Origin of the sequence: Staphylococcus sp. HMSC063F05 (assembly GCF_001837075.1) — a bacterium.
Lineage (GTDB): Bacteria > Bacillota > Bacilli > Staphylococcales > Staphylococcaceae > Staphylococcus > Staphylococcus epidermidis.
In genome coordinates, this window is record NZ_KV831334.1 from 98,818 (window position 1) to 115,384 (window position 16,567).

General features: G+C 31.3%; 18 protein-coding genes. 12 read left to right on the top strand and 6 right to left on the bottom strand.

The features are described from left to right. The first annotated feature begins 112 nt into the window (after positions 1-112). From HMPREF2576_RS05480 to dinB, 4 genes are all read left to right on the top strand, one after another. Positions 113-1,063 carry a diacylglycerol kinase gene (locus HMPREF2576_RS05480; RefSeq protein WP_002473921.1) on the top strand — a complete coding sequence of 317 codons (951 nt, stop codon included), beginning with the start codon at positions 113-115 and terminating at the stop codon, positions 1,061-1,063. 79 nt (positions 1,064-1,142) lie between these two features. Then, positions 1,143-2,513: a 23S rRNA (uracil(1939)-C(5))-methyltransferase RlmD gene (rlmD, locus tag HMPREF2576_RS05485; RefSeq protein ID WP_070856227.1), complete on the top strand. Its 1,371-nt coding sequence runs from the start codon at positions 1,143-1,145 to the stop codon at positions 2,511-2,513. Between the two features lie 143 nt (positions 2,514-2,656). Then, on the top strand, positions 2,657-3,199 hold the full coding sequence (locus HMPREF2576_RS05490; protein ID WP_001830365.1) for a DUF3267 domain-containing protein: 543 nt from the start codon (positions 2,657-2,659) through the stop codon (positions 3,197-3,199). 310 nt (positions 3,200-3,509) lie between these two features. Continuing rightward, on the top strand, positions 3,510-4,580 hold the full coding sequence (dinB, locus tag HMPREF2576_RS05495; protein ID WP_002477592.1) for a DNA polymerase IV: 1,071 nt from the start codon (positions 3,510-3,512) through the stop codon (positions 4,578-4,580). Between the two features lie 30 nt (positions 4,581-4,610). Here dinB and HMPREF2576_RS05500 read toward each other — a convergent pair whose 3' ends face one another. After that, positions 4,611-5,165 carry a 3'-5' exonuclease gene (locus HMPREF2576_RS05500; protein ID WP_002473920.1) on the bottom strand — a complete coding sequence of 185 codons (555 nt, stop codon included), beginning with the start codon at positions 5,163-5,165 and terminating at the stop codon, positions 4,611-4,613. Between the two features lie 189 nt (positions 5,166-5,354). Further along, positions 5,355-5,855: an H-type ferritin FtnA gene (gene ftnA, locus HMPREF2576_RS05505; protein WP_001830392.1), complete on the bottom strand. Its 501-nt coding sequence runs from the start codon at positions 5,853-5,855 to the stop codon at positions 5,355-5,357. 221 nt (positions 5,856-6,076) lie between these two features. Between ftnA and HMPREF2576_RS05510 the strand changes: the two genes are divergently transcribed. The 3 genes from HMPREF2576_RS05510 (at position 6,077) to HMPREF2576_RS05520 (ending at position 9,091) form a co-directional block, all read left to right on the top strand. After that, on the top strand, positions 6,077-7,390 hold the full coding sequence (locus tag HMPREF2576_RS05510; protein ID WP_002473913.1) for a lipid II isoglutaminyl synthase subunit MurT: 1,314 nt from the start codon (positions 6,077-6,079) through the stop codon (positions 7,388-7,390). 1 nt (position 7,391) lies between these two features. Further along, positions 7,392-8,117 (top strand): lipid II isoglutaminyl synthase subunit GatD, encoded by a 726-nt coding sequence (locus HMPREF2576_RS05515; protein ID WP_064206394.1) that lies wholly within the window; start codon positions 7,392-7,394, stop codon positions 8,115-8,117. 437 nt (positions 8,118-8,554) lie between these two features. Continuing rightward, positions 8,555-9,091 (top strand): immunodominant staphylococcal antigen IsaB family protein, encoded by a 537-nt coding sequence (locus tag HMPREF2576_RS05520; RefSeq protein ID WP_002494124.1) that lies wholly within the window; start codon positions 8,555-8,557, stop codon positions 9,089-9,091. 150 nt (positions 9,092-9,241) lie between these two features. Here HMPREF2576_RS05520 and HMPREF2576_RS05525 read toward each other — a convergent pair whose 3' ends face one another. Beyond that, positions 9,242-10,228 (bottom strand): FUSC family protein, encoded by a 987-nt coding sequence (locus HMPREF2576_RS05525; protein ID WP_002494125.1) that lies wholly within the window; start codon positions 10,226-10,228, stop codon positions 9,242-9,244. A 173-nt stretch (positions 10,229-10,401) separates the two neighbouring features. On the opposite strand from HMPREF2576_RS05525, the gene map reads away from it, so the two are divergent. The 5 genes from map to vraR all read left to right on the top strand — a co-directional run bounded on the left by map (position 10,402) and on the right by vraR (position 14,079). Beyond that, complete coding sequence (gene map / locus HMPREF2576_RS05530; protein WP_002498662.1) at positions 10,402-11,157, top strand: type I methionyl aminopeptidase; 756 nt, start codon at positions 10,402-10,404, stop codon at positions 11,155-11,157. Positions 11,158-11,314: 157 nt separating this feature from the next. After that, complete coding sequence (locus tag HMPREF2576_RS05535; RefSeq protein WP_070856229.1) at positions 11,315-11,701, top strand: hypothetical protein; 387 nt, start codon at positions 11,315-11,317, stop codon at positions 11,699-11,701. Between the two features lie 14 nt (positions 11,702-11,715). After that, positions 11,716-12,417, top strand: coding sequence for a cell wall-active antibiotics response protein VraT (liaF, locus tag HMPREF2576_RS05540; RefSeq protein ID WP_002498661.1), 702 nt, complete (start codon positions 11,716-11,718; stop codon positions 12,415-12,417). Continuing rightward, entirely contained in the window at positions 12,414-13,460 is a 1,047-nt protein-coding gene (locus tag HMPREF2576_RS05545) for a sensor histidine kinase VraS (protein WP_001830374.1), read from the top strand. The genes liaF and HMPREF2576_RS05545 overlap by 4 nt, the downstream gene beginning before the upstream one ends. Continuing rightward, a complete protein-coding gene (vraR, locus tag HMPREF2576_RS05550; protein WP_070856231.1) occupies positions 13,450-14,079 on the top strand; it encodes a response regulator transcription factor VraR in 630 nt (209 codons plus the stop codon). The genes HMPREF2576_RS05545 and vraR overlap by 11 nt, the downstream gene beginning before the upstream one ends. Before the next feature lie 56 nt (positions 14,080-14,135). Here vraR and HMPREF2576_RS05555 read toward each other — a convergent pair whose 3' ends face one another. The 3 genes from HMPREF2576_RS05555 to HMPREF2576_RS05565 form a co-directional block, all read right to left on the bottom strand. Then, on the bottom strand, positions 14,136-15,314 hold the full coding sequence (locus tag HMPREF2576_RS05555) for a YihY/virulence factor BrkB family protein (protein ID WP_001830411.1): 1,179 nt from the start codon (positions 15,312-15,314) through the stop codon (positions 14,136-14,138). Between the two features lie 406 nt (positions 15,315-15,720). After that, entirely contained in the window at positions 15,721-16,005 is a 285-nt protein-coding gene (locus HMPREF2576_RS05560) for a YtxH domain-containing protein (protein ID WP_001830401.1), read from the bottom strand. Positions 16,006-16,012: 7 nt separating this feature from the next. Continuing rightward, positions 16,013-16,477 (bottom strand): low molecular weight protein-tyrosine-phosphatase, encoded by a 465-nt coding sequence (locus HMPREF2576_RS05565; RefSeq protein ID WP_070856233.1) that lies wholly within the window; start codon positions 16,475-16,477, stop codon positions 16,013-16,015. Between the last annotated feature and the right edge of the window lie 90 nt (positions 16,478-16,567).

Consider the following 16,567-nt stretch of genomic DNA (forward strand, 5'->3'; position numbering starts at 1 on the left):
TATTTTACCTTTGTAGTACCAATTAGTTTAGAGAAATCGGAAATAAATACTTTTAACTGATGTATAAATCATATAATATAAGTAATGAGTATATGAATTTGAGGGATTAACTATGAGAAAACGTGCAAGAATTATATATAATCCAACATCAGGAAAAGAACTTTTTAAACGTGTATTACCAGATGCACTGATTAAACTTGAGAAAGCAGGTTATGAAACGAGTGCATATGCAACTGAAAAAATTGGTGATGCTACTTTTGAAGCTGAAAGAGCACTAGAAAGTGAATATGATTTACTCATTGCAGCTGGAGGTGACGGTACGTTAAATGAGGTGGTCAACGGAATCGCCGAACAACCCAATCGGCCTAAATTAGGTGTAATACCAATGGGAACCGTTAATGACTTTGGAAGAGCACTTCATTTACCAAGCGATATAATGGGGGCGATTGATGTAATCATTGATGGTCACACAACCAAGGTAGATATTGGAAAGATGAATAATCGTTATTTCATTAACCTAGCTGCAGGTGGGAAACTAACACAAGTATCTTATGAAACACCAAGTAAGTTGAAATCAATTGTAGGACCGTTTGCGTATTACATTAAAGGATTTGAAATGTTACCTCAAATGAAAGCAGTAGATGTACGTATCGAATATGATGATAACATCTTCCAAGGAGAAGCTTTACTATTCCTTTTAGGTTTAACGAATTCAATGGCTGGCTTTGAAAAATTAGTTCCAGATGCGAAGCTTGACGATGGTTATTTCACATTAATTATTGTAGAAAAAGCAAATCTTGCTGAATTGGGTCATATTATGACATTAGCGTCTCGAGGTGAGCATACAAAGCATCCTAAAGTCATTTATGCTAAAGCGAAGTCTATTAATATTTCATCATTTACTGATATGCAACTTAATGTTGATGGTGAATACGGTGGGAAATTACCTGCAAATTTCCTTAATTTAGAACAGCACATAGAAATTTTTACACCTAAAGATGTATTTAACGAAGAACTATTAGAAAATGATACGATACCTGATATTACGCCTGATAAGCAATAAAATTATTACGACATCAAATTTAAGGTTAGGAATGCCACACATTATATTCCTAACCTTTTTGTATGTGGGAGGGAAAAAATTGGAAACAATTAAGAAAAATGAAGTTAAAACGGGAAAGGTTATTGATTTAACTCATGAGGGACACGGTGTTGTTAAAGTTGATCGATATCCAATTTTTATTCCTAATGCTTTAATTGATGAAGAAATTAAATTTAAATTAATTAAAGTGAAAAAGAATTTTGCTATAGGAAAATTGATAGAGGTCATAAGTGAAAGTGATGATAGAGTGACACCACCTTGTATTTATTATGCAAAGTGTGGTGGTTGTCAATTACAACATATGACATATAGAGCACAATTGGATATGAAAAAAGAACAAGTAGTTAATCTTTTTCATAGAAAAGGCCCTTTTGAGAATACGGCTATAAAGGAAACTATTGGCATGGTCAATCCCTGGCGTTACCGTAATAAATCTCAAATTCCTGTAGGTCAAAGTAACTCGAATCAAGTTATAATGGGATTCTATAGACAGCGTAGCCATGACATTATAGATATGGATAGTTGTCTTATACAAGATAAACAACATCAAGAAGTAATGAATCGAGTGAAGTACTGGCTCAATGAATTAAATATATCTATATATAACGAAAAAACAAAAACAGGTTTAATACGTCATTTAGTAGTAAGGACTGGTTATCATACCGATGAAATGATGGTTATCTTTGTTACAAATGGAGCAACATTTAAACAATCAGAACTATTAGTAAACAAGCTAAAAAAAGAATTTCCAAATATAACAAGTATTAAACAGAATATAAACAATAGCCATTCTAATGTTATAATGGGGCGTCAATCAATGACTTTATATGGTAAAGATAAAATTGAAGACCAATTAAGTGAAGTAACTTATCATATTTCTGATTTATCATTTTACCAAATTAACTCAGCACAAACTGAAATACTTTATCAGCAAGCTCTGAATTATGCTCAATTAACAGGAAAAGAAATAGTATTGGATACGTATTGTGGTATAGGAACGATTGGTCTATATATGGCACCACTAGCCAAACATGTTTATGGTGTAGAAGTTGTTCCGCAAGCCATAAAAGATGCGGAAGACAATGCGACTAAAAACCAACTAAAAAATACGACTTTCGAATGTGGAAAAGCAGAAGATGTTATCTTAACATGGAAATCACAAGGGATTAAACCAGACGTAGTCATGGTAGATCCACCTAGAAAAGGATGCGATGAAACTTTCTTAACTACTCTTTTAAAATTAAATCCGAAAAGGATTGTTTATATATCATGTAACCCTTCAACGCAACTAAGAGATGCGCAAATATTGGCTGAACAATACGAGTTAGTAGAAATTACACCAGTTGATATGTTCCCACAAACAACTCATATTGAGACTGTAGCATTATTTGTACGTAAAGACGAAGAGTGAATTTAATTGAAGTCAATTCATTGTTATTTTGAAGTGATTGTTAAGATTGTATTACAAGCAACTTACTTTATTGAAAAAGGTCTTTTTTAGCTATAATAAAAATTGTATACTGTTTTTGAAAATAGAGAACTGGAGGGGTGAATGTGCATAAAATAGATTTATCAGGCAACAAATTTCAAATCCAACGATTTGTTCTGTTGCAAATTGTATTGGCGCTATTTACAATACTATTTACTTATAAATGGGCATATCAAACAACGCATATCATTGAACAAAATCTTGTCATGAATCTTATTTTTGGATTTGTAGGTTTCGCAGTACTAGTTATTTTGCACGAGTTTATTCATCGTATTTTGTTCATTATATTTTCTAAAGGTGAAAAACCATCTTTAAAATATGATAAAAACAAAATTATTGTACAGTTCTCTCAGACTTGTTTTCATCGGTGGCAATTTACAATTATCATGATAGCACCACTTGTTATCATAAGTGCGACCTTACTAGCACTTATTCAAATATATTCCTTCTCTTCTTTAATCTTTATGTTTAGTATACATACAAGTTATTGTATGATAGATGTGTTTTTAGTAGCATTGGCATTACAAAGCAAATTCAAATATATACAAACCTATGGAGAAGGTTTGTATCTTTATCATCAAAAGCCTACTCAAACCTATTATGAATAATCACTAATTATAGTGACAAGTGTATATATCAAAGTTGATAATTGATTTAAAAATTTCATTTCTTATTTTTCAACTCGTTTCAATCGTAATAAAAAATCTCATTCAAATATGCAACTACATTCACATAACTACTTATGTAGAAAAGGATAGGACTATGAATTTATTCTAAAAATTGTAGTCCTATTTTTTGTTATTACATTAATTAAATAAACAATACAAATATTACCATGTGCACAATACATGTAAAGATAGAAAGGATGGCGTATAATAATATAAAGCTATTATTTGGAAGACATAGTGAGGTGAGTCGATGACTGAAAGAAGAATTATTCATATAGATATGGACTATTTTTTTGCTCAAGTTGAAATGAGAGATAATCCTAAACTAAAAGGAAAACCTGTCATCGTTGGCGGTAAAGCGAGTCATCGAGGCGTAGTTTCTACGGCATCATACGAAGCAAGAGCTTATGGTGTTCACTCTGCTATGCCTATGACTCAAGCACATAAGCTGTGCCCCAATGGATATTATGTAACAAGCCGTTTTGATGCTTATAGAGAGGTATCTGGTCAAATCATGAAAATATTCAGAAGTTATACAGAATTAGTAGAACCCATGTCTTTAGATGAAGCTTATTTAGATATTACACATTTAGTGAGACCGGATTTACCAGCATCAACCATTGCAAATTATATTCGCAGAGATATATACGAAGTAACACGTTTAACTGCGTCAGCTGGCGTGTCTTATAATAAGTTTTTAGCAAAGTTAGCGAGTGGTATGAACAAGCCAAATGGTTTGACAGTAATTGATTACAATAATGTACATGAAATATTAATGCAATTAGATATTGGAGATTTCCCAGGGGTAGGCAAAGCTTCGAAGAAAAAAATGCATCAACATCATATATATACAGGTCAAGATTTATATAATAAAGATGAATTTGAATTAATACGTTTATTCGGTAAAAGAGGACGAGGTTTGTATAATAAAGCTCGAGGTATAGACCATAATGAAGTAAAGGCGAGTAGAGTTCGTAAATCTGTTGGGACTGAAAGAACATTTTCTACAGATGTTAACGATGATGATGTTATTTTAAGAAAAATAAGAGAGCTTTCAGGAAAAACAGCAGAACGTTTAAATAAAATTCAAAAATCAGGTAAAACAGTCACTGTAAAAATAAAGACCTATCAATATGAAACAATCTCAAAGCAAAAAAGTTTGAGAGATCCTATTCGTACTGAAACTGATATCTATAATATTGCATATACTTTATATAACGACTTAAAAGATCCAGAGATTCCGATTCGATTAATAGGTGTAACGGTCGGGAGTTTAGAGCAATCTGATTTTAAAAATTTAACAATATATGATTTTATTTAAATGGCTGATGAACACAAGTTAAGTGGACAATCAGCCTTTATCTTTGAGATTTTTTCCATATATACTTAACATGCTTTGAAGATCATCATAATGTTTCAATAAGCGGTAGGTAATCATTGCACAAGCTTTAGCATCATTTAACGCATCATGATGACCGTGAAAATCTAAATGGTAATGATTCATTAAATGTTTTAGCCCATATCGATATGCATTAATTGTTCGTTTAGCTAATTGATATGAACAAAAGTATGTCAAAGAAGGTGTATCTATATTATGACTTTTTAAACTTTGATGTAACACATTCATATCAAAAGCAGCATTATGGGCAACAACAGGAAGTTGATCAATAAATTGTAGCATATATGGATAGACGTGCTTGAATCCAGGAGCATCTTGCACATCTTCGGGATGAATGCCATGTACATTAATATTTGTTTCAGTAAAGTAGTCAAAAGGATTCACAAGGGTATGAAATGACTCTGTTATTTGATTATCAATAACTTTAACCATACCTACAGAGCAAATACTTGTTCGTTTACTGTTAGCAGTTTCAAAGTCCAGTGCAACAAATGCATTTTGTACCATTATTTAATTCCTTTCAATTATTTTTTGTTATGTTAGTATTTAATGTCAATATTTTATTACAATAACAATCTTATAGATAGTAAAACGGGTTAGAACAAATGTTTTATGCATTAAAAAAACCCTTAAATCATTTATCTTTGAGGAGATTTAAGGGTAAATAACACAATATTTAGGACTAAGTTGTTGTCATTATTGTTCGTTGAATGAACGCGCTGCTAATTCTTTTTCATATAGGTAAAGTGTATTACAATCATCGCCAATACGAGTAAGGTAATCTATATGAGTTTCAAATGTAGATTCTTCTTCAACTTGTTCATCTAAGAACCAATTTAAAAATGAAATTGTAGCATAATCTTTATCATTCCGAGCTAATTCTGATAGATTATAGAAACGTTGAGTAACATCACGTTCTTGAGCTAAACTATCTTTAAATGTTTCTAAAATAGAAGAAAATTCTACTTTAGGAGCTTTAATTGTATCAAAGATGGCATGTTCGCCACGATCATTGATATAGTCATAGATTTTTTTACCGTGGAAACGTTCCTCTTTAGCTTGTTCTATATAAAAATTTGCAAATCCGTCATAAGATTCTTTGTCACAGTATGCTGCCATTGCCATATATGCGTGCGCTGCAAAATATTCTTGATTCATCTGTTCATTTAAAGCTGCTAAAAGTTCTTTACTTAACATCTTCAATCACCCCGTATAAATAAAAATAAGATTCTTTTATATTATAACAAAACTTTTCTCAATAGCAAATAATAATTATTCTAATCTAGATATAGTGATTATCGTTTTTATTAATAATTATTCTAATTTGATAAATGGATAATACAACTTAGATGAGAATCTTTTTTGTTATACCCTTTACGTGTTATAATTACTCGAGTGCAAATTGGAGGAGGAAACGCATGAGACAATGGACTGCAACCCACATGGCTAAGTTAGCAAGGAAAGCAAGTATAGCTGTAGGTAAAAAGGGTACAGACTTGCCGGGACAGATTGCAAGACGTGTGGATCATAATATTTTAAGAAAATTAGCTAAACAAGTAGATGACATTGTTTTTATTAGTGGGACTAACGGTAAAACGACTACATCTAACTTAATTGGACATACATTAAAGAAAAATCAAATAAATATTATTCATAATAATGAAGGGGCAAATATGGCAGCAGGAATAACTTCTGCTTTTATTATGCAAAGCTCTAAGAATACTAATATTGCGATAATTGAAATAGACGAAGGGTCTATTCCACGTGTTTTAAACGAAGTCACACCTTCTATGATGGTGTTTACAAATTTCTTTAGAGATCAAATGGATCGATTTGGTGAAATCGATATTATGGTTGATAATATTGCAAAATCAATAAATAACAAAGGGATAAAATTATTATTAAATGCAGATGATCCGTTTGTGAGTCGCTTGAAAATTGCAAGTCATTCCATTGTGTATTACGGAATGAAAAAATTTGCGCATGACTTTGAACAAAGTACAATGAATGAAAGTAAATATTGTCCTAACTGTGGACGATTATTGCAATATGACTATATACATTATAATCAAATTGGACATTATCACTGTGAGTGTGGATTTAAGCGAGAAGAGCCTACATATGAAGTGTCATCATTTGATGCTTCGCCATTCTTAAAAATGATAATAAACCAAAGTGAGTTTAATATGAAAATTGCAGGAGATTTTAACTCTTATAATGCAATAGCAGCCTATACCGTATTAAGAGAATTGGGATTAAATGATGATGCAATACGCAAAGGATTTGAAACATATACGTCTGATAATGGTCGCATGCAGTATTTTTCAAAAAATAAGAAGGAAGCTATGATTAATCTAGCAAAAAATCCAGCTGGAATGAATGCAAGTCTATCAGTAGGCGAACAAATTGATGATAAAAAAGTTTATGTTATTAGTCTTAATGACAACGCGGCAGATGGTCGAGATATTTCATGGATATACGATGCAGACTTTGAAAAGCTAGCTACCCAAGATATCGAGGCTATCATTGTAAGTGGTACACGTGCTGAGGAACTACAATTACGTCTCAAACTTGCTGAAGTTGAAGTGCCTGTTAAGGTTGAAAAGGATATCTATAAAGCGACTGCATTAACTATGAAATACAGTTCATTTACGGTAGCAATTCCAAACTATACATCATTAACACCAATGCTTGAACAACTTAATCGCTCATTTGAAGGAGGGCAATCGTAAGATGAATGAACTAACAGTTTATCATTTCATGTCAGATAAGCTTAATTTATACAGTGATATTGGTAATATCATGGCATTAAAACAAAGAGCTAAAAAAAGAAATATTAAGATAAATGTTAAAGAAATCAATGAGACTGAAGGGGTTACATTTGATGATTGCGATATTTTCTTCATTGGTGGTGGGAGTGATAGGGAACAAGCGCTTGCTACGAAAGAATTAAGTAAGATTAAAACTTCGTTAAAAGATGCAATTGAAGATGGTATGCCTGGGTTAACTATATGCGGTGGTTATCAATTTTTAGGTCATAAGTATATTACTCCTGATGGTACCGAGTTAGAAGGATTGGGTGTTCTTGACTTCTATACCGAGTCTAAAAAAGAACGCTTAACTGGAGATATCATTATAGAGAGTGATACTTTTGGCACGATTGTTGGATTTGAAAATCATGGTGGTAGAACATATCATCCGTATGGAACATTAGGCCGAGTAACGTATGGTTATGGTAATAATGATAACGATCGAAAAGAAGGTATACACTATAAAAATCTATTAGGTTCTTATCTTCACGGACCAATTTTACCAAAAAATCATGAAATAACTGATTATCTACTTGAGAAAGCATGTGAAAGAAAAGGGATACTATTTGAGCCTAAGAAGATCGATAATACAGAGGAAGAAGCTGCTAAGCAAGTTCTGATTAAACGTGCAAAAGAAAATAAAAAATAACTCAATATAACTTAATTTTTAATAATGAATGTAAATCATGACGATAATTAGTTATTTGTATAAAGACTTATTATATTAATGCCTCTAGAACATCAATGCATGTTCTAGGGGCATTTTAACGTATTAGCAGTTAATGACTGAATTGTAAATAACTTATGCCGATGTTAATTAACAAAAGGTTAGGAACAAAGTGATGGCATTTCCTTCTAAAACGCTAAAGAAAATGTGGAAAGTGGGATGTGTTGAGATGAAAAAACAATGTCTTCTATATTTATACGTACCCCTTTTGATATACATTTAGGAAACGTTAATGTTCATTAATCTTGAAACATAGACACTCAGGTGCTATTTTCTATTACCTATGAAAAAAACACTTTGAAACATATAATTATTGTTAAACTGTAATTGAACCATACAATAAATATAGGAGTGAAAATATGAAGATTTTTAAATTGACGTCATTGACACTAGCTGCTTTAACGTTAGCCTTTCCGTTTTCACATGTCGCACAAGCACATACTTACTTAGAAAAGCATCACCAAACAAACGAAACCAAACAATCTCAAAGCTTTTCTTTAGAAGGTGAGGCTGGTGAAAATCCAACATTTTTAACTCAACCTCAATTTATTAATTCTCTAGATAATGGTCATTTAAATATTAATGGTTATCAGATTCAACAAGATGATACTAATGATATTGAATACAAAAAGGTTTATGATCAAGAAATTAGAGCTACAAGCAATCATACAGCGATAAGTGTACGTTTCAGTATTAATAATCAATCACTATCACTTGAAAGTATGAAAGATGCATACCCAAATGAGAGATTGAATCATATTCCACATACAAGCAATGATTCACAATATCCAGAAGACGGTATATATGTCTATCATGGTAAAATGATTAAATTACAATATAAAGTGACACATGGATTTGTTACGAGCGTGACGATAGGTGAAGGTGTAGACGAATAGTTTGCCAAACATTCAAATTCAATGTATTAAAGAGATTTATGCGTCTGTTTCTATGTATCAAAAGAGCCGTAGATAAACTTTGTTCTACGGCTTTTTATCATACGAAATCATTTTTATATTGGTAATAAAGTAATTAGTTTTAACGTCATATTATTTTGCATAACGTGAATCTAAAATTTTGTATATAAGTAGAATTTCATATATGAGTGTACTTTTCATTTGATTTTGGTCAAACTCATCCATCTGTTTAACAGAAGACTTTAGTGTTGCGATAGATTTTTGTTGACGTGCAAAGCTTCCTTTTTGAATGATGCCATTAATACTATTACTAATATTAATCAATGCTATCTTCTCATTAGCATCAAAAGCAATAGACGTATGTTTGGGTAAATAAATAATGTTAGATAAATGTGAAATAAATAAACGGTTATTATAAGCGCGATTTGTAAGGCGATTTAATAATTTCCAATTATCCTCATTTTTATGATAATGAAGTTCATCTCTTTGATAACTCATTAATGTTTCAACTTTTTGAGCAATTATGTTTAATTTTGATAATTCTTTACTAGTCTTTTCCGAGCTGAATTTTCCTAATAATAACTCATTACAGCGTTCATAAAATAAACGATACATTTTTTTCTCACTAAGGGCTAACTGCTCTTCAAGTTGATGATAATACTTAGGTGGTAAGATGATAAAATTGACTAATCCAGCCGTAACAAGTCCTATAAGAGCTGTAAGTAATCGTGAAAAGAAATTGAACACATATGCTTCATGTATACCTGGAATCATTGCAACGGAAGTTAATACTGCGACAGTTGTTCCTACCTGTAAATTAAGTTTAGTGCATATCAGAATGGTAAATGTAGCACTTAAAGCATAACTTAACGGTGATTGATCACCGAAGACATATGTAAAGACAACAGCAAATAACGCACCGATAACTGTTGCTGGCAGCCTTTTATACCCCTTTTTTAATGATGCTTTAGCAGTAGGTTCAATTGTAACAATTGCAGTAAGTATGGCAAAAATTGGAGTGAGGTTTAACAACATACAAAATAAAGACGTAAAAAAAGTAGCCAAACCAGTTTTAATAGTTCGCGCTCCAATTATATGTCTATACCATTTATCATTCATATCATACTGACTCCTCTTAAGAAAAGGAAATTCGAAAAGACTTTACTTTAGACAAATTCTCTTTCTTTGAAAATTAATTTAACTATTACGAATCGTTATACATTCATATTTAGTATATCAAAAAATTTTTGCTATAATAAGATGTAATATAATTTATAAAGGAACGGGATAAAATGATTGTTAAAACTGATGAAGAATTACAAGCGTTAAAAGAAATAGGTTACATTTGTGCAAAAGTCAGAGATACTATGAAAGAAGCTACTCAACCTGGAGTGACTACCCGTGAATTAGATCAAATTGCTAAAGATTTATTTGAAGAGCACGGGGCGATATCAGCGCCTATTCACGATGAAAACTTCCCAGGTCAAACTTGCATTAGTGTTAACGAAGAGGTCGCGCATGGAATCCCTGGTAAACGAGTAATTCGTGAAGGTGACCTAGTTAATATTGATGTATCAGCTTTAAAAAATGGGTACTATGCTGATACTGGAATTTCATTTGTTGTAGGGAAATCAGATCAACCACTTAAACAAAAGGTTTGTGACGTAGCCACAATGGCTTTTGAAAATGCTATGAAAAAGGTGAAACCAGGTACAAAATTAAGTAATATTGGAAAAGCTGTTCATGCAACTGCACGCCAAAATGACTTGACTGTGATCAAAAATTTAACTGGACATGGTGTTGGACAATCACTTCATGAGGCACCTAATCATGTCATGAATTATTTTGATTCTAAAGATAAAACATTATTAAAAGAAGGGCAAGTCATTGCAGTAGAACCATTCATATCAACACACGCTACATTTGTAACTGAAGGTAAAAATGAATGGGCTTTTGAAACTAAAGATAAAAGTTATGTCGCTCAAATTGAACACACGGTTATAGTTACTAAAGATGGTCCGTTACTTACAACTAAGATTGATGATTAATTAAATATTAGTAATTCAAATTAGAAATTAAGATTATGATTTACTTTTTTCATATCTCGTCAGACTAAAGTATGAAGCATATATGGTTCCGAAGCCTATTTCATTAGGTTTCGGAATTGTTTTATAATAAAGCTTAATCAGTGACGAGGTGATATCATTGAATATTTTAGATTTATATTTAGAACAATTTATAAAACGAATTACTAAAAAAAGTATCAATGACTATAAAATGTCATTAGATAAGCAAATTAAAAATATTGATACTTATATTAATTATTTAAGAGAAAAAAGATTACAATTAAAGAAGTTAATTGACACCCTCACGCTCTCATTAGAAAATAAATATATAGATTTAGTAAACAATCAAGCAATCTATTGTGCTGAGGAAATACATGATAATGATATTGATATGATTAAATCACAATTAAATGATGCTGAGTCTTATTATGCGAGAATTGAAGCGGATATAAATTTACAATCTAGAATGAAAATAACTACTGAAGAAGCATTCCACTTTATATATCATATGAGTGCTGTAGCATAGAAAGGTGGCGAAATATGACACGCAAATATATATCAACTGAAATGTTGATTATTTTTACTGCTTTAATGATTATTGCCAATTTTTACTATATATTTTTTGAAAAAATTGGCTTTTTACTAGTACTCCTATTAGGATGTGTACTTGTATATGTAGGGTATGTGTATTTTCATAAAGTAAGAGGACTACTATCTTTTTGGATAGGAACCTTATTAATTGCTTTTACACTTTTATCTAATAAGTACACGATTATTATTCTATTTATATTTTTAATAGTAGTCATCATACGTTATTTGATTTATAAGTTTAGACCATTAAAAGTGATTGCTACAGATGAAGACATCACATCACCCATTTTTATTAAGCAAAAATGGTTTGGTGAACAACATACACCAGTGTATGTATATAAATGGGAAGACGTACAGATTCAACACGGTATAGGAGACATACACATAGATATGACAAAAGCGGCAAATATTAAGGAAACAAATACCATAGTTGTGCGTCATATTTTAGGTAAAGTACAAGTAGTTGTACCTCTTAATTATAATATAAATTTACATGCGACTCTCTTCTACGGCACTGCTTATGTGAACGATAAATCTTATAAGATTGAGAATAACCATGTTCAAATTGAAGAAAAAACGAAAGATGATAATTATACTGTTAATGTTTACGTTTCATCATTCATTGGAGACGTAGAGGTGATTTACAGATGAATCACTACATAAGAGCTATAGGCTCAATGCTTATATTAGTATATAGTATGCTTATTGCTTTTTTATTTATTGATAAAGTGTTTGTAAATATTATCTTTTTTCAGGGGATGTTTTATACACAAATATTTGGAATACCTGTTTTTCTATTTTTAAATTTATTAATTGTTCTTTTATGTATTATAGTTGGATCTGTTTTAGCTTATAAAATTAATCAACAAAATGATTGGATTATTTCACAAATAGAAAGATCAATAGAAGGACAAACGGTAGGTATCAATGATCAAAATATCGAATTATATACAGAAACGATAGATATTTATCATACACTAGTTCCATTAAATCAAGAATTACATCGACTTAGAATGAAGACTCAAAATTTAACTAATGAAAACTACAACATTAATGATGTAAAAGTCAAAAAGATTATCGAAGATGAGCGACAACGACTTGCTAGGGAATTACATGATTCTGTTAGTCAACAATTATTTGCTGCGAGCATGATGCTATCAGCGATAAAAGAGTCGAAATTAGAACCACCTTTAAATCAACAGATACCAATTCTTGAAAAAATGGTTCAAGACTCACAACTTGAAATGAGAGCTTTGTTGTTACATTTAAGACCGATAGGTTTAAAAGATAAGTCTTTAGGTGAAGGAATTAAAGATTTAGTCATCGATTTACAAAAGAAAGTACCAATGAAAGTTGTGCATGAAATTCAAGATTTTGAAGTGCCAAAAGGCATTGAAGATCATTTGTTCAGAATTACACAAGAAGCTATTTCAAATACATTGCGACATTCAAATGGTACAAAAGTAACTGTAGAATTATTTAATCAAGAGGATTATCTTTTACTAAGAATTCAAGATAATGGAAAAGGGTTTAATGTAGATGAAAAATTTGAACAAAGTTATGGTTTGAAAAATATGCGAGAACGAGCGTTAGAAATTGGTGCGACGTTTCATATTGTATCTTTACCTGATTCAGGTACACGAATTGAAGTTAAGGCACCATTGAATAAGGAGGAGAATTCAAGTGGCGATTAAAGTTTTATTTGTTGATGATCATGAAATGGTAAGAATCGGTATTTCAAGCTATCTTTCAACTCAAGAAGATATAGAAGTAGTAGGTGAGGGTGCTTCTGGTAAAGAGGCTATCACTAAAGCGCATGAGCTAAAACCAGATTTAATATTAATGGATTTACTTATGGACGATATGGATGGTGTAGAAGCAACTACTGAAATTAAAAAAGATTTATCTCAAATTAAAGTAGTCATGTTAACAAGCTTTATAGAGGATAAAGAAGTTTATCGTGCACTTGATTCTGGAGTAGATAGTTATATTTTAAAGACAACAAGTGCAAGTGATATAGCTGACGCTGTGCGTAAAACGTATGAAGGTGAATCAGTATTTGAACCAGAAGTGTTAGTAAAAATGCGCAACCGTATGAAAAAACGTGCCGAGCTTTATGAAATGTTAACAGAAAGAGAAATGGAGATCCTATTACTTATAGCTAAAGGATACTCTAACCAAGAGATTGCAAGCGCCTCTCATATCACCATCAAAACAGTAAAAACTCATGTAAGTAACATACTGAGTAAATTAGAAGTTCAAGATCGAACACAAGCAGTAATCTATGCGTTCCAGCATAATTTAATTCAATAAATTATTAAAGGCGAAAGTAACGATACATCTATCGATACTTTCGCCTTTCAATATTATCAGTCGCTTGTGTGATGTTCTTCTTTAGATTGATGATTGATATTATAAGTGTCATCTTCATTAGAGATATCTACATCTTTGCTATCTTCGTAGTATTCATAAGTCGTATTTTCGTTATAGTGATTTTCATTGTTATCATCATGTTTAATAGCGGCTTCTTCAGGTGTGTGACCAGCTATGACTTTTCTTTGGTGAATAATTGCATTGATTTCAGCACCGATAATAATAATAAAGCTTGTGATATACAACCATAAGAATAAAATGATAATACCAGCTAAACTTCCGTACGTTTTCGAATAGTTACTAAAGTTTGAAATATAGTAACCGAATGCAAAGGACCCTAGTAACCAAATAATGGAAGTGAAAATAGCGCCAGGAATAACGGAACGTAATTTTGTTTTAACATTAGGTGCAACTGAATAAAGTACAGTAAATATGATGAAAATAATAATCAATGGAATAACAATTCGTACTAAATTAAAAATCCATTCAATTTGATTATCAATACCTAGTGGTCCAAATAAAAATTTATTAATGACTGGACCTAGTGTTATAAGTACTACAGCAACAACAAATACTGCACCTAAAACAAGTGTATATAGAATACTTAATAATTTAACTACTACACCGTTTCGAGAATCCTCAACGTCATAAGCAACATTAAATGAGTTAATAATAGCGGACATTCCATTTGATGCTGACCAAATAGCTAAAATTAACCCAACTGACAAAATACCTCCGCTGGCAGTGTCAGAGATATCTTTAACAATTCCACCAACGATGCTAGCTGTTTCTTGATCAGGGACATATTGACTTACTTTTTGATTAATCTGATTAGCATCAATCGTGATAAATTGACCAAGTAGCGTAAGTAAAAAAATTAGCATTGGGAAAAGTGCTAATACAAAATGATATGTCATCTGTGCTGCTAAACCTGCAGCGTCATCTTTACCTATCCTATAAATCAGGTAAGAAAAGAAATTAGAGTTTTCGGTGTATTTGGCTGGTTTATTCAGCCGGGAAACAAAAAATACTTGATTCTTTTTTTTAGGTTTCTTAGATTGGAATTCTTGAGGTTCTATATATGTACGGTCAACTTCTATTTTTTTATTCTTTTTATGCTCTTTATCTTCTATTGAATTAAGATATTTAGAAGTTGTTTTCTCTTTTTTTGACATAACAATCTCCTTTGCTTTTTATGTTTTACATTTAAAATTGATATTCCCATATTTGCGGTATAGTAAAACAAAAATGGTTTTATTTATATATGATAAATCCAATACCCTTTATAAAGTAATGTATTTTTAACACTCAATGATTATTTTGGCCTAAATTAAATAGAAAGGCAATAGTTTTTGAATATTGATTTATAGTTTTTAACATGAGTTAAAGTATTAAACAAGTGCGAGTCAAAATTTAACAATTAATGTAAAGTTTATTATCAATAAAGATAAAAAGAGTGGAGCAGAATCCATCTAAAATGAATTCCGTTCCACTTCATAGTTATTAAATATCATAAACTTATATGCGTACATTTTCCAATTGATGTCCTACTTTCTCTGAAAATGCTACGCATTTGAAAGTTTATTTACCTAAGCGTTGATTTTTACGATTTACAAAAGTTTCTTTGGCATCTTTAATAGAACGTTCTAATTCAGGATTATTACGACGTATTTCATCTAATGTATCTTTCCAATACATTACTTCATCTTTGATGCTACTTATTTTTGAAGGTTTACGTGTACGATTTCCTTCTTTGATGTCTTTGAATGATTGTTTTAAAGAATGACGTGTAGATTTATCAGCAAGAGCAGCCGCGCCACCAATTACGGCACCAATTAAAATACCAGGTACTAATTTATTTTCCATAGTTGAATTACCTCTCTTTCAAATTTGCATCTTTTACGATGTAGTCTATTAAATTATCACAAGATGATTGCACCATCTCGAAAACACCTTCAAAATTATTTGTGTAGTATGGATCTGGTACATCACTCTCTTCCATGTTACTAAATTCTAGCAATTTGAACAATTGTCCTTGTAAATTTGGATTGATTTGTTTGATATTGTCTACGTTACTTTGGTCCATAGCAATAATATAGTCAAAATCATCATCAGGTTCGAAAAGTTCACTCACCATACCATCATAAGGAATATGGTACTTCTGTAGAATTTTTTGTGTTCCGTTATGTGGAGGTTCGCCTAAATTCCAACGTCCTGTTCCTCTAGAATGAACTTTTATATCTGAAATACCACTTTCTTGTAGTCTTTGTCTCATGATAGCCTCAGCCATTGGAGAACGACATATATTACCGAGACATACAAATGCTACATGTATCATTAGTATCACTCCAAACTATGTATTTATATGCCCATTTTATATACTATCTAAACAATAAGAAAGTACTTAACCTCAAATTCTATCAAAGTT

What these genes read in the sequence shown, in the direction of transcription:
- HMPREF2576_RS05480 (WP_002473921.1), top strand. Translation starts at nt 113, where the DNA reads ATGAGAAAACGTGCAAGAATTATATATAATCCAACATCAGGAAAAGAA.
- HMPREF2576_RS05520 (WP_002494124.1), top strand. Translation starts at nt 8,555, where the DNA reads ATGAAGATTTTTAAATTGACGTCATTGACACTAGCTGCTTTAACGTTA.
- HMPREF2576_RS05560 (WP_001830401.1), bottom strand. Translation starts at nt 16,005, where the DNA reads ATGGAAAATAAATTAGTACCTGGTATTTTAATTGGTGCCGTAATTGGT.
- map (WP_002498662.1), top strand. Translation starts at nt 10,402, where the DNA reads ATGATTGTTAAAACTGATGAAGAATTACAAGCGTTAAAAGAAATAGGT.
- HMPREF2576_RS05510 (WP_002473913.1), top strand. Translation starts at nt 6,077, where the DNA reads ATGAGACAATGGACTGCAACCCACATGGCTAAGTTAGCAAGGAAAGCA.
- HMPREF2576_RS05555 (WP_001830411.1), bottom strand. Translation starts at nt 15,314, where the DNA reads ATGTCAAAAAAAGAGAAAACAACTTCTAAATATCTTAATTCAATAGAA.
- HMPREF2576_RS05515 (WP_064206394.1), top strand. Translation starts at nt 7,392, where the DNA reads ATGAATGAACTAACAGTTTATCATTTCATGTCAGATAAGCTTAATTTA.
- HMPREF2576_RS05565 (WP_070856233.1), bottom strand. Translation starts at nt 16,477, where the DNA reads ATGATACATGTAGCATTTGTATGTCTCGGTAATATATGTCGTTCTCCA.
- HMPREF2576_RS05545 (WP_001830374.1), top strand. Translation starts at nt 12,414, where the DNA reads ATGAATCACTACATAAGAGCTATAGGCTCAATGCTTATATTAGTATAT.
- dinB (WP_002477592.1), top strand. Translation starts at nt 3,510, where the DNA reads ATGACTGAAAGAAGAATTATTCATATAGATATGGACTATTTTTTTGCT.
- ftnA (WP_001830392.1), bottom strand. Translation starts at nt 5,855, where the DNA reads ATGTTAAGTAAAGAACTTTTAGCAGCTTTAAATGAACAGATGAATCAA.
- HMPREF2576_RS05525 (WP_002494125.1), bottom strand. Translation starts at nt 10,228, where the DNA reads ATGAATGATAAATGGTATAGACATATAATTGGAGCGCGAACTATTAAA.
- HMPREF2576_RS05500 (WP_002473920.1), bottom strand. Translation starts at nt 5,165, where the DNA reads ATGGTACAAAATGCATTTGTTGCACTGGACTTTGAAACTGCTAACAGT.
- liaF (WP_002498661.1), top strand. Translation starts at nt 11,716, where the DNA reads ATGACACGCAAATATATATCAACTGAAATGTTGATTATTTTTACTGCT.